Origin of the sequence: Nocardioides sp. JQ2195 (assembly GCF_012272695.1) — a bacterium.
GTDB lineage: Bacteria > Actinomycetota > Actinomycetes > Propionibacteriales > Nocardioidaceae > Nocardioides.
On the sequence record NZ_CP050902.1, the window covers coordinates 3,778,090 to 3,790,787 of the forward strand.

Genomic DNA, 12,698 nt, shown 5'->3' on the forward strand with positions numbered 1-12,698 from the left:
ACGGCGGGCGCGGCGTCAACGGCCGACCGCAAGACGAACGGCGATCTCTCGCGCTGCGTACGTTTTCGACCACCCGCGTTCACTGAGTGAACGCAGCCTATGCTGGGGGCATGGAGGCTCCCCACCAGGTCGTGGCCCGCATCGGTCGGCTGCTGCGCACCGTCTCCCGCCACGAACCGGGCGGGGTCACCACCACCGAGGCCGCCCTTGCCGCCGATCTCGCCCGCCCCACGGCCCACCGGCTCCTGGTCGCCCTGCAGCACGAGGGTCTCGTCGACCGGACCCCCACGGGCCAGTGGTTGCTGGGCCCCGAGACGTTCCTGCTCGGCAACGCCGCCTCCACGCGGTACGACGTCAGCCACCTCGCCGGCGCCAGCCTGCGCCGGCTGAGCGAGGCCACGGGCGAGAGCGCGTTCTTCTCCGCCCGACGCGGCGACGAGACCATCTGCCTGGCCCGCGAGGACGGCAGCTTCCCGATTCGTTCCCACGTGCTCCACGAAGGCATCCGGTTCCCGCTCGGCGTGGCCTCGGCCGGGCTGGTCATCCTCGCCCACCTCCCTGAGCGCGAGCTGGCCGAGCACCTCGACGAGCACGATCTCGTGCGAGACCACGGCGCCGCCCACTCGCGCGACCGGCTCGAGCAACGGGTCCGAGAGACCCAACGACTGGGCTACTCGGTCAACCCCGGCCTCATCGTCCACGGCAGCTGGGGCATGGGGGCGGCGGTGTTCGACGCCCAGGGGCTGCCCCAGTGGGCCCTGAGCCTGACCGGCATCGACCACCGCTTCGCCGCCGAGCGTCGCCCGGAGCTCGGGCGCCTGCTCCTGCAGGAGGCCCACCAGCTGTCGCGCCGCATCCAGCGCTTCCGGGCCAAGTAGGCTCTGGTGCCGTGAGCACCACTGACTGGCCGAGCGTCGAACTCCACGTCGTCACCGGCAAGGGCGGCACCGGCAAGTCGACGGTCGCCGCTGCCCTCGCGCTCGCCCTGGCCAGTCGCGACAAGAACGTCCTGCTGTGCGAGGTCGAGGGACGCCAGGGCATCGCCCAGATGTTCGACGTCTCGCCCCTTCCCTACGAGGAACGACGCATCGCGTCCGGCCTTCCGGGACGCAAGGGCAACGCCGGCAACGTCTACGCGCTCCACATCGACGCCGAGTCAGCGCTGCTCGAGTACCTCGCGATGTACTACAAGCTCGGCCGGGCGGGGCGGGCCCTCGACCGTTTCGGCGTCATCGACTTCGCCACCACCGTCGCGCCGGGAGTGCGTGACGTCCTCCTGACCGGCAAGGTCTTCGAGGCCGCCCGCACCGGGCGCAAGAAGGGAACGTCGAGCAAGGCCGGCCAGCAGTACGACGCGATCGTGCTGGACGCTCCCCCCACGGGTCGGATCGCACAGTTCCTCAACGTCAACGGAGAGCTCGCCGGGCTGGCCAAGGCCGGTCCGATCAAGAAGCAGGCCGACACCGTGATGACGCTGTTCCGTTCACCACGAACGGCGATCCACCTGGTCACCGTCCTCGAGGAGATGCCGGTGCAGGAGACCGCCGACGGCATCGCCGAGCTCCACCGGGCCGAGCTGCCGGTCGGTGGCGTGGTGGTCAACCTCGTCCGCCCCCGCGACCTGGGCGACGACGAGCTGGCGGCCGCTCGCGCAGGCACCTTGGACCGCTCCGCCATCGAGTCGGACCTCCGGGAGGCAGGCATCGCCGTGGACGACGTGCTCATCGACGGACTGCTCACCGAGGCCCACGACCACGCCGAGCGGCGAGCGCTCGAGGACAGCCAGCGCCAGCTGGTCAGCAAGCTGGGCGTGCCGACCTACGAGCTCGAGAGACTGCCCTCAGGAATGGACCTGGGTGGTCTCTACGACCTCGCGGCATCGCTGCGGGAACAGGGCATGGCGTGAGGAGCCGGGCATGAGCACGAGGAGCACGAAGCCACGCACCCGGGTCGGCCCCCTGGCCTCGACCGGGGAGACCGCACCGGCTCTCGACGTCGACGCCCTGCTCGACAACCCCGCCACCGAGATCATCGTGTGCTGCGGGTCGGGCGGGGTCGGCAAGACCACGACGTCCGCCTCACTGGCGCTGCGTGCCGCCGAGCGCGGACGCAAGGTCGTCGTGCTGACGATCGACCCCGCCCGCCGGCTGGCGCAGTCGATGGGCATCGAGGCCCTCGACAACACCCCACGACCCGTGGTCGGCGTGCAGGAGGGCAGTGGCGCCCTCGACGCGATGATGCTCGACATGAAGCGCACCTTCGACGAGGTGGTCGAGAGCCAGGCCAGCCCGGAGAAGGCCGGGCAGATCCTGCAGAACCCCTTCTACATCGCGCTGTCGAGCTCGTTCGCCGGCACACAGGAATACATGGCGATGGAGAAGCTCGGTCAGCTCTACCGCGACGCGAAGAAGTCCGGTGACTACGACCTGATCGTGGTCGACACCCCGCCCTCGCGATCGGCCCTGGACTTCCTGGACGCACCCGAGCGGCTGAGCAGCTTCCTCGACGGCAAGTTCATCCGCTTGCTGCTGGCACCCGCACGCGGGCCGGCGCGGCTGATGACGGCAGGTTTCGGAGTGATCACGAACGCGCTGACCAAGATCCTCGGAGCCACCGTGCTGCAGGACCTGCAGATGTTCGTGGCCGCCTTCGACACCCTCTTCGGGGGCTTCCGTCAGCGCGCCGAGAAGACGTTCCGGCTGCTGCAGGCCGATGGCACGGCATTCCTGGTGATCGCCGCGCCCGAACCGGACGCCTTGCGCGAGGCGGCGTACTTCGTCGACCGGCTCAGCGGCGAGGACATGCCACTCGCCGGGCTGGTGGTCAACCGGGCCAGCGTGCCCCCAGCGAGTGACCTGGGGGCCGACGAGGCGATGGGTGCGGCCGAGAAGCTCCGCAAGCGCGACGGCACCTCGTCGCTGACGGCCGGGTTGTTGCGCCTGCACGCCGACCGCTCACGCATCGTCGAACGCGAGGCGACACTGCGCCAGCGGTTCTCGGTCGCGCACCCCCTGGTGGCCACCGCCGTCGTTCCGGCGCTGGCGACCGACGTGCACGACCTCGACGGCCTGCGCCGGATCGGCGGACTGCTGGCCGGTGAGACCCGGTCTGCTGAACCGCGTGCCTGAACGGGCCGGCTGAGCCGCCCCGCTGGACCGCCTGGCTGAACCGCTGGTCGGGTCAGACCGACGCGAGCGAGTGCTGGGACTTCGCCGTCTCCAGCACGCTGCGCCACGAGGCAGCCGGGCTGCGTCGCAGGAGGGCCCGACGCTCACGCTCGGTCATGCCTCCCCAGACGCCCCACTCGATCTGGTTGTCGAGTGCCTCGGCCAGGCACTCGGTGCGCACGGGACACGCCGCGCAGACCTGCTTGGCCTTGTTCTGCTCCGCTCCACGGACGAACAGCTCGTCCGGCTGAGCCTTCTTGCATGCCGCTGCTGGTGCCCAATCTTCAACCCACATGATGTCCCCACATCCAACCGAGATTGGTGAGCTCCGGGTCGGATCTCGCCAAAAGCCAATCCCCAAGAAGAAGGTAGGCAAGAATCGATGATTGAAACAGACACAACCCGACCAATTCATCTAGTCAGAAAGGACTAGTGCCCAATACCCCTCCCGGGGTCGCGGAGTCGGGCTGATCAGGGGTGTTCGCGTATTCTCGACCCCATGTCTGACCCCGACCACGGCTCCCCCCGCCCGGTTTCCGCACTCTCACACCTCGGCTCCATGCTCGCCGTGTCGGTGATCCTCGGCGTGGTGGCCGCAGGGCTGGCGATCCCGTTCGCCGCGGTGGCCGGCCTCACCGCCAGCAACGTCGCCGGCGGCCTGGAGGAGCTCCCGGACGAGCTGGAGGCCGAGGCCCTGCCACAACGGACCCGCATCCTGGCCGCCGACGGCACGTCGATCGCGACGCTCTATGCCGAGAACCGGGTCAACGTCTCGCTCAAGCAGGTCTCCAAGCGGATGCGCCAGGCGATCGTGTCCATCGAGGACTACCGCTTCTACCAGCACGGCGCGATGGACGTGAAGGGAACGCTGCGCGCCTTCATCACCAACCAGGCTTCGGGCGAGACCAGGCAGGGTGGCTCGTCCATCACACAGCAGATGGTCAAGCTCACCCTCGTCAGCCAGGCCAAGGACGACGAGGAACGCAAGGCGGCCGTCGACGACACCTTCGCCCGGAAGCTGCGGGAGCTGCGCTACGCCATCGCCTTCGAGAAGAACTACTCCAAGGACTGGATCCTGGAGCGCTACCTCAACATCGCCTACTTCGGGGACGGGGTCTACGGCATCCAGGCCGCGGCCAAGCACTACTTCAGCAAGGACGCCAACGCACTCAACCTGCGCGAGTCGGCCACGCTGGCCGGCCTCGTGAAGAACCCCAACGGCTACAGCCCGGTCGACCACCCCGACAAGGCGCTGGCCCGCCGCAACGTGGTGCTCGACCGGATGGCGCAGCTCAACGTGATTCCCCAGAAGCGCGCAGAGAAGGTCAGCAAGCAGGCGTTGAAGCTGAAGGTCACCCGCAACAACAACGGCTGCATGCTCGCGCGCGCACCGTTCTTCTGCGACTACGTGGTCAGCTACCTCCGACGCGACCCGAGTCTCGGCAAGACGAGCAAGCAGCGGATGAACCTGTTGAAGTCCGGTGGCCTGACCATCCGGACCACGATCGACCTCCGCTTCCAGGACGCTGCCGACAGGTCGGTGGCCGCACACGTCCGACAGAACGAGTCCGCCATCGGCGCCCTGGCGATGATCGAGCCGGGGACCGGTGCGGTCAAGGCACTGGCGCAGTCACGACCCATGGGGCTGGACGCCAAGCTCAACGAGACCACGATCAACTACACCACCCCCAAGGAGGCCGGCGGCGCCCGCGGCTTCCAGGCCGGATCCACGTTCAAGGCATTCGTCCTCGCCCAGGCGATCAAGCAGGGCGTCTCGCTGAACACCTCCATCAACTCTCCCCCGGAGAGGACCTTCCAGGAGGCTGACTACAAGGACTGTGACGGCCAGCCCTACGGCTACGGATCGTTCTCGATCCCGAACTCCACGACCTCGGGGAACAAGACCCTCTACACCGGCACCCGGGAGTCGGTGAACACCTTCTTCATGGCCCTCGAGCAGATCACCGGCCTGTGCGCTCCGTACCGGCTCGCCAAGGAGATGGGCGTCAACCTGACCGTCCCCACCGGCCCGGGCGCCGAGAGGGTGCCGACGTTCACGCTGGGCGTCGCCGATGCGACGCCGCTCGAGATGGCCGAGGCCTATGCGACGTTCGCGGCCCGCGGCCTGCACTGCGCCGCACGTCCGATCAGCAAGATCGAGGACGCCAACGGCACCCTCGTCAAGAAGTACCCCAGCAAGTGCACGCAGGTGCTGCCCAGCGCCGTTGCCGACGCCGTCAACGACATCCTTCGCGGCGTCCAGGAAGGCACCGGCTTCGGTGCCGCCAACGGCCTGGCCCTCAACCAGGAGTCGGCCGGCAAGACCGGCACGACCAACAGCGCCGACTCGGTGTGGTTCGTCGGCTACACCCCCAACCTCGCCGGCGCCTCGATGATTGCCGGCGTCGACGACGTCGGCGGACCCGACTCACTCATCGGCAAGACCATCGGCGGGCAGACGCTCTACTCCGCCTCCGGTTCCGGCACGGCCGGCCCGATGTGGGGCGACGCGATGCACGACATCGAGCAGTGGCTCGACGACGAGACCTTCGTGGCGCCGAACACCAGTGAGATCGAGGGAGTCTCGGTCAGCATCCCGTCGCTGGGAGGCATGTCGACCGACGCCGCCCGCGCCAGGCTGGAGGAGCTCGGGTTCTCGGTCATCATCGGCGGCATGGTCGACTCGAGCTATGCGCAGGGCACCGTGGCCTACACCTCGCCCGGTGCAGGCAACTCCGCCTCGTCCGGCAGCGCGGTCACGATCTACCCGTCTGACGGGACGCCGTACGTCCCGCCGCCGAGCAAGCCCAAGAAGAAGGGTGGGAACGACGGCGGAAACGGCGGCAACGGGGGCGACGACAGGCCCGGTCGTGGCCGAGGTCGCGGCTGAGCCCGTCCTCGCGGGGTCAGGCGCCGAGCTGGCGCCTGACCTCGGCGGCCACCTGACCGCCGTCAGCCTTGCCCTTGACCTGCGGGGAGACGACCCCCATCACCTTGCCCATCGCGCGCATGCCTTCGCCGGAGGCACCCGTCTGCTCGACTGCCTGGGTCACGATGGCGGCGATCTCGGCCTCGGTGAGCTGGGCCGGCAGGTAGTCGCCGATCACCGCGAGCTCCGCACGCTCCTTGTCGGCCATGGCGCTGCGACCGCCCTCGTCGAAGGCCGTGGCCGCCTCCCGGCGCTTCTTGGCCTCCGTGGACAGCACGGTGACGATGTCGTCGTCGGTGAGCTCGATGTGCGACTTCCCGGCCACCTCCGCGTTGGTGATCGCGGTGAGCAGCATCCTCAAGGTGGAGGAGCGCACCTCGTCCCTTCCCTTGATGGCAGCAGTCAGGTCAGCACGCATCCGGTCCTTGAGATCGCTCATGCACACCATTGTGGCAGCCTTGAGGAATGTCCTTCACCCGGATTCTCCGCCTGGGCGCCCTGGCCGGGGCGGCGACCCTGGGGTACGCCGCCACCGAGGCCCGCGCCTACACCGTGCGGCGTGTCGACCTCCCCGTGCTCCCCGCGGGCCACGCACCGCTCCGGGTGCTGCACCTCAGCGACATCCACATGACTCCGGGTCAGACGAAGAAGCAGGAGTGGGTCCGCGAACTCTCCGGGCTGCAACCGGACCTGGTGATCAACACCGGCGACAACTTGGCGCACAAGCGGGCGGTCCCGGTCGTGCTCGACGCACTGGGGCCCCTGCTCGAGATTCCTGGGGCCTTCGTGTTCGGCTCCAACGACTACTTCGCCCCGACGCCGCGCAACCCCCTGCGCTACCTGATGCCCGACAATGGGGTCCGGGCCACGAACAGCCCGACCCTGCCGTGGCGGACGCTTCGCGACGAGTTCCGCTCCGCTGGTTGGGCCGACCTGACCAACACCGGGGCGGCGTTCGGCGTCGGTGGCACCAGCTTCGGCTTCGTCGGCGTCGACGACCCGCACCTGTCCTACGACGACCTGCCTGCCGTGGCCGGCCCGGCCCGCGACGACGTCGACGTACGCCTGGCTGTCGCGCACGCGCCGTACCTGCGTGTCCTCGACCAGTTCGCGGCTGACGGGTACGACGCGATCATCGCTGGCCACACGCACGGTGGCCAGGTGTGCCTCCCGTTCATCGGAGCGTTGACCACCAACTGCGACCTCGACACCGCGCGGGCCAAGGGCTTGCACCGTCATCCGGCCGACTCCGCTCCGGGCGACCAGGGGTCGACGTGGATGCATGTCTCGGCCGGGCTGGGCACCAACCCCTACACCCGGATCCGGCTCGCCTGCCGACCCGAGGCCACGCTGCTCACACTCACCCCACGCGGCTGAGTCCGTCGCCTTCCGCTCCCTCCGCTGCCTGCTCGGCCCGGCCGGGCTGCCTGTCCGACGGTCTCCGGGGCTGAGACAGGCCGGAGGCGATTTCAGGGGGTCGGTTCCCCTCAGGTATGCTCGCCTGCGTTCACGGGAACGTTCCGTGATCGGGCTGTGGCGCAGCTTGGTAGCGCGCTTCGTTCGGGACGAAGAGGCCGCAGGTTCAAATCCTGTCAGCCCGACCCGGTGGTCTCGCAAGAGATCGAGAGCTCCCGGATCCACCCAGGTGGGTCCGGGAGCTGTCATTTCGGCATCAGCGCTCCGTCCCAGCATGCGCACGTCATGGCCGGGCATCGTCGCCGGGCATCGTGGGATGGGCATCGTGGGCTCGGTGCCGGCGGCTCACGACACCGGATCGGCGATGCGGGTGGGCACGGCCAGGTCGTCCGCCCGATCAGCCCCCGGATGCCCGCGGCGCCGAGGCGTCTTTCTGGCAGACTGCCGCACATGGCAGACAAGGACCCGGGGGACGGCGACGGCCCCTCACTCGAGATGCCCTCGCTCGGAAGTCTCTTCAAGCGCAAGAAGAAGTCCGTCGAGCAGGACGACGCACCCACTGTTTCGCGCGAAGAGCTCGATGCGGTTGTCCGCGGACGGAAGCCCGCGGCAGACCAGGCCGAAGCCGCCTCGCCCGCCGTGGAGCCCACGACGCACGAGCCGGAGGCGGAGGACGAGCAGCCCGCGACCGTTCCGCCGGTCGAGGACGAGCAGACGACGGTGGTCCCCACGGTCGAGGACGAGGACGAGGACGCGCCCACGGCGGTGGTGCCGACCGTGGACGGCGACTCCGACACGGAGCACACCACCGTCCTTCCGGAGACCCGGGACGATGCCGGCGACGAGCTCGCCCCGGCCCAGCCGGCCGACACCGACGACGACCAGCCACTGTTCGCCGACGAGGTCCGGGAGCGCGCCCCGCAGGACCAGTCCAGCACCGTGTCCAAGGCTGCCACCGTGCCCGAGGCTGCCACCGTGTCCGAGGCTGCCCACGATCGCGACGCCGCAAGCGGCGCCGGGGCAGTGGCTCACGTCCATGACGAGACCGACGAAGCCACGGGCGATGACGCGGACGACGAGGAGGAACGCCCCCCGCGTGCCCGCCGCGAGCTCGCGCTCCCCGCGCTTCCCGGCCGCGTCGCAGCGGCCATCACCGGGCTGGTCGTCGGAGCGTTGGCCGTGGCGATGACCTACCTCGCCGTGCAGGGCTGCGAGAAGGTCAAGGGCACCAGCAGCTGCGGCACCCCCGGCTTCTTCCTCCTGCTCGCGATCATGATCCTCCTGGTGGTGCTGGGCAGCTCGTTGCTCAAGGCCTGGCAGATCAGCGACCCGGGCAGCACCAGCTTCATGGCGGTCGGGCTGGTGGCCGTGGTTGCGCTGCTCTTCCTGATCCAGGTGATCTTCTCCCCATGGATGGTCCTGGTGATCCCGCTCGTCGGCGGGGCTGCCTTCGTGGTCTCCCACTGGCTCACGTCGCTCTTCGTCGACGAGGACTCTCCCTTGGAGGAAGCGACCCCGGACGCCGCGACCGTCGACGACTGAGTCCGTCCAGCGCACGACGAAGGCCCGGCCTCCCGCAGACCTGCTCGGCGGATAGTGTTGAAACAGGCGCAAAAGGTCCCGGCCCCTTCGGTGCGCTTGACCTCTCAGGTCGGGTGCCCGGAGGGGCCGGTTGCGTTGCTGGAGGTGGCGAATAGTGCCCGCTGCTGTCTGCCCCACTGTGGGCCACCACCTGCACTCGGTGCGACGACGTCCGACACGGCCTACGACGAGCTCGCCGAGTGGCGGGAGTGGGCTGTCGCCGCGCTCGAGCAGCAGGCGCGGAGGGCGCGGCCGCGCATCATCCGGGCACCTCGCCTGGCGAAGCCCGACGGACGAACGAACCCGAACCCGTCCCTCACCGACCCATGAGCACGACAGCAGGCGGGAGCCGCCGGAACGTGTCAGGCAGAAGTGGGGTTCGCGCGCCAAGCCAACAGCTGCCGCACGGCGAGCGCCGAGGTCTGCCACACCAAGTAGCACGGAGTCGCGATAACGAAGCCGAACCATACGTTGAGGAGCCAGGTGCCACCGTCGGTGCCGGCGCCGCCCACCCAGGCCCACAGGGCGACCGCGACCAACCACGGCACAACCCACGCCGCGGCCTCCTGGCGCCTGGTGAGCGCCGGCCTGGCGTAGACCGCAGCGAGACACACGCTGGCCGCAGCCACGTAGACGGCGCCCAGAACCGCCAGGGGCCAGCTCAAGAGGGCGAGGACGACGAGGAAGCAGGCCCCGGCGACGAGGTTGCTCACGAGGACAGGGCCATCGACGCGGCCCGGCGTTTGCTGTGTCGTGCTCGTGGCGTCGGTGAGGCTCATGGCTGTCATTGTGCCTGACGGACGGCCCCGCGCACTCCTTCTCGTAACACGGCCCGGGAGCAAGAATGCGGAGCAACTGGCATCTGGTATCACACCAAATCGCACAAGGGGCGGCTTCGCGTCGAGTCCTGCTGAGCACGGGCGCTCGGCTGTGGGGAACTCGTGATGGCGGCGCTGCCCCCCGGTTTCTGACCCGACAGGGACTCGCCACGGGTAGCCGGCCCCTCTCACCGGCGAGCGGCAGTCGAACAAACCACCGAAGGCCAGAAGATGTCATCTCCTGGCCTTCGGTGGTGGTTGCCTCGCTACTGCTCTGCTGGCCGTGGACCACCCAGCTCGACCCGGGACATCAAGCGCCCGCTTTCAACACCATCCGCCGAACGGGCCCACAGGGAGGCCGGGCCTTCGTGGCGAGGAGGAGGCGCCTCAGAGAGTGGCCGCCACCAGCTCTGCGACCTGGACGGCATTGAGGGCCGCACCCTTGCGCAGGTTGTCGTTGCTGATGAACAGCGCCAGGCCACGGTCGTCGTCGACACCCGGGTCGTTGCGCAGCCGGCCGACGTACGACGGGTCGTTGCCGGCCGCCTGCAACGGGTTCGGGACCTCGGACAGCTCGACTCCCGGGGCGTCGGCGAGGAGCTCCTCGGCCCGCTTGACCGGCAGCGGACGCTCGAACTCGGCGTTGATCGCCAAGGAGTGGCCGGAGAAGACCGGCACCCGCACGCAGAGCCCCGAGACCCGCAGGTCGGGGATGCCGAGGATCTTGCGGGACTCGTTGCGGAGCTTCTGCTCCTCGTCGGTCTCGTTGAGGCCGTCGTCGACGATCGAGCCGGCCATCGCGACCACGTTGTAGGCGATCGGCATGACGTAGTTGTTCGGCGCGGGGAACTCGACCGAGGAGCCGTCGGTGGCCAGGCTGCGCGCGTCACCCACGGCCTCCACCTGCCCGGCCAGCTCCTCGACGCCGGCGAGGCCGGAGCCGGAGACGGCCTGGTAGGTCGAGACGACCAGTCGCTGCAGGCCGGCCTCGTCGTGCAGGGGGCGCAGCACCGGCATCGCGGCCATCGTGGTGCAGTTCGGGTTGGCGATGATGCCCTTGCGGGCCTCGGAGATCGCCTCCGGGTTCACCTCGGAGACGACCAGCGGCACATCGGGGTCCATCCGCCAGGCCGAGGAGTTGTCGATCACGATGGCGCCGGCTTCGGCGTACTTCTCGGCCAACGCCTTCGACGTCGAGCCGCCGGCGGAGAAGATCGCGATGTCGAGGTCGGAGACGTCGGCGGTGGAGGCGTCCTCCACGGTGATCTCGCCGTCGCCCCAGGGCAGGGTCGTGCCGGCCGAACGGGCCGAGGCGAAGAAGCGGATCGACTCGAGCGGGAAGTCGCGCTCGACCAGGATGCGACGCATGGCGTCGCCGACCTGGCCGGTGGCGCCGACGATGCCGAGACGGACGGGGCGGGATGCGGGAGTGGAAGTCATCGTCCGGTTCCTCCGTAGACGACGGCCTCGACCTCTTCGGCATCGAGGTCGAAGGCGGTGTGGACTGCCTGGATGGCGTTGTCGATGTCGGCGTTGTCGACGATCACCGAGATGCGGATCTCCGAGGTGGAGATCATCTCGATGTTGACGCCTGCCGAGGCCAGTGAGGCGAAGAACTTCGCGGTGATGCCCGGCTGTGAGCGCATGCCGGCACCGATCAGGGAGACCTTGCCGATCTGGTCGTCGTACAGCAGCTCGGAGTAGCCGACCTCGTCCTGGATGCGGGCCAGGGCGGTCATCGCGGCCTGGCCGTCCTCACGGGGCAGCGTCACGGAGATGTCGGTGCGCACCGTGGCGGCCGCAGAGACGTTCTGCACCACCATGTCGAGATTGGCACCGGACTCGGCCAGCGCCTCGAAGATGCGGGCCGCCTCGCCGACCTTGTCGGGGACGTCGACCACGGTGATCTTGGCCTGGCTGCGGTCGTGGGCGACGCCCGAGATGATCGCGTGTTCCATGGAGGTCTCCGAATTGGTGTCGGGGAGAACCCACGTGCCCTCCTTCTGGGAGAAGGACGAGCGCACGTGGATGGGCATGTTGTAGCGGCGCGCGTACTCGACGCACCGCAGGTGGAGGATCTTGGCGCCCGAGGCAGCCATCTCGAGCATCTCCTCGGTGGAGATCCTGTCGAGCTTGCGGGCCGCCGGGACGACGCGCGGGTCGGCGGTGAAGACACCGTCGACGTCGCTGTAGATCTCGCAGACGTCGGCGCCCAGGGCGGCGGCCAGCGCGACGGCCGTGGTGTCGGAGGCACCACGCCCCAGCGTGGTGATGTCCTTGGTGTCCTGGGAGACGCCTTGGAAGCCCGCCACGATCGCGATCGCGCCTTCGTTGATGGCGTTCTCGATGCGACCGGGCGTGATGTCGATGATCTTGGCCTTGCCGTGCACCGAGTCGGTGATCACGCCGGCCTGGGAGCCGGTGAACGACTGCGCCTTGTGGCCGAGCTGCGCGATCGCCATGGCGACCAGCGCCATGGACATCCGCTCGCCGGCGGTCAGCAGCATGTCCAGCTCCCGCGGGGGCGGAAGCGGGGTGACCTGTTCGGCCAGGTCACGCAGCTCGTCGGTGGTGTCACCCATGGCCGAGACCACGACGACCACGTCGTGGCCTGCCTTGCGGGTGTTCACGATGCGCTGGGCGACCCGCTTGATGCCGGTCGCGTCAGCCACGGAGGAGCCGCCGTACTTCTGCACGACAATGCCCACGGATTCTTCCTCACGGTGTGACGACTCAGGTTTGTGACGACTCAGCGGATCGGCGACGCTGCTCGATCACGCTGGTTGG

General features: G+C 69.1%; 11 protein-coding genes and 1 tRNA gene. 7 read left to right on the top strand and 5 right to left on the bottom strand.

The genetic code is table 11. The annotated features are described in order from the left end of the window. Window positions 1-110: 110 nt before the first annotated feature. Genes ncot_RS17970 through ncot_RS17980 form a run of 3 tightly spaced genes read left to right on the top strand, consistent with a single transcriptional unit; the run spans window position 111 to window position 3,128 of the window. Window positions 111-878 (top strand): IclR family transcriptional regulator, encoded by a 768-nt coding sequence (locus tag ncot_RS17970; protein ID WP_168618834.1) that lies wholly within the window; start codon window positions 111-113, stop codon window positions 876-878. Between the two features lie 11 nt (window positions 879-889). After that, window positions 890-1,906: an ArsA-related P-loop ATPase gene (locus ncot_RS17975; RefSeq protein ID WP_168618835.1), complete on the top strand. Its 1,017-nt coding sequence runs from the start codon at window positions 890-892 to the stop codon at window positions 1,904-1,906. Between the two features lie 10 nt (window positions 1,907-1,916). After that, the gene (locus ncot_RS17980; protein WP_168618836.1) at window positions 1,917-3,128 is read left to right on the top strand and encodes an ArsA family ATPase; all 1,212 of its coding nucleotides are present in this window, start codon (window positions 1,917-1,919) and stop codon (window positions 3,126-3,128) included. A gap of 52 nt (window positions 3,129-3,180) precedes the next feature. On the opposite strand, the gene ncot_RS17985 is transcribed toward ncot_RS17980, so the two are convergent. After that, a complete protein-coding gene (locus tag ncot_RS17985) occupies window positions 3,181-3,462 on the bottom strand; it encodes a WhiB family transcriptional regulator (RefSeq protein ID WP_168618837.1) in 282 nt (93 codons plus the stop codon). A gap of 204 nt (window positions 3,463-3,666) precedes the next feature. Here ncot_RS17985 and ncot_RS17990 point away from each other — a divergent pair, with 204 nt between their 5' ends. Beyond that, complete coding sequence (locus tag ncot_RS17990) at window positions 3,667-6,057, top strand: transglycosylase domain-containing protein (RefSeq protein WP_168618838.1); 2,391 nt, start codon at window positions 3,667-3,669, stop codon at window positions 6,055-6,057. Window positions 6,058-6,073: 16 nt separating this feature from the next. Here ncot_RS17990 and ncot_RS17995 read toward each other — a convergent pair whose 3' ends face one another. Next, window positions 6,074-6,535 (bottom strand): GatB/YqeY domain-containing protein, encoded by a 462-nt coding sequence (locus ncot_RS17995; protein WP_206065035.1) that lies wholly within the window; start codon window positions 6,533-6,535, stop codon window positions 6,074-6,076. Between the two features lie 26 nt (window positions 6,536-6,561). On the opposite strand from ncot_RS17995, the gene ncot_RS18000 reads away from it, so the two are divergent. The 3 genes from ncot_RS18000 to ncot_RS18010 all read left to right on the top strand — a co-directional run bounded on the left by ncot_RS18000 (window position 6,562) and on the right by ncot_RS18010 (window position 9,054). Beyond that, a complete protein-coding gene (locus ncot_RS18000) occupies window positions 6,562-7,473 on the top strand; it encodes a metallophosphoesterase (RefSeq protein ID WP_168618839.1) in 912 nt (303 codons plus the stop codon). Window positions 7,474-7,623: 150 nt separating this feature from the next. Then, window positions 7,624-7,697, top strand: a tRNA-Pro gene (locus tag ncot_RS18005). A 265-nt stretch (window positions 7,698-7,962) separates the two neighbouring features. Further along, the gene (locus ncot_RS18010) at window positions 7,963-9,054 is read left to right on the top strand and encodes a hypothetical protein (RefSeq protein ID WP_168618840.1); all 1,092 of its coding nucleotides are present in this window, start codon (window positions 7,963-7,965) and stop codon (window positions 9,052-9,054) included. A gap of 401 nt (window positions 9,055-9,455) precedes the next feature. On the opposite strand, the gene ncot_RS18015 is transcribed toward ncot_RS18010, so the two are convergent. The 3 genes from ncot_RS18015 to ncot_RS18025 all read right to left on the bottom strand — a co-directional run bounded on the left by ncot_RS18015 (window position 9,456) and on the right by ncot_RS18025 (window position 12,619). Next, entirely contained in the window at window positions 9,456-9,872 is a 417-nt protein-coding gene (locus ncot_RS18015) for a hypothetical protein (RefSeq protein ID WP_168618841.1), read from the bottom strand. Between the two features lie 426 nt (window positions 9,873-10,298). Further along, window positions 10,299-11,351: an aspartate-semialdehyde dehydrogenase gene (locus tag ncot_RS18020; RefSeq protein ID WP_168618842.1), complete on the bottom strand. Its 1,053-nt coding sequence runs from the start codon at window positions 11,349-11,351 to the stop codon at window positions 10,299-10,301. Further along, window positions 11,348-12,619 (bottom strand): aspartate kinase, encoded by a 1,272-nt coding sequence (locus ncot_RS18025; protein WP_168618843.1) that lies wholly within the window; start codon window positions 12,617-12,619, stop codon window positions 11,348-11,350. The genes ncot_RS18020 and ncot_RS18025 overlap by 4 nt, the downstream gene beginning before the upstream one ends. Window positions 12,620-12,698: the final 79 nt, after the last annotated feature.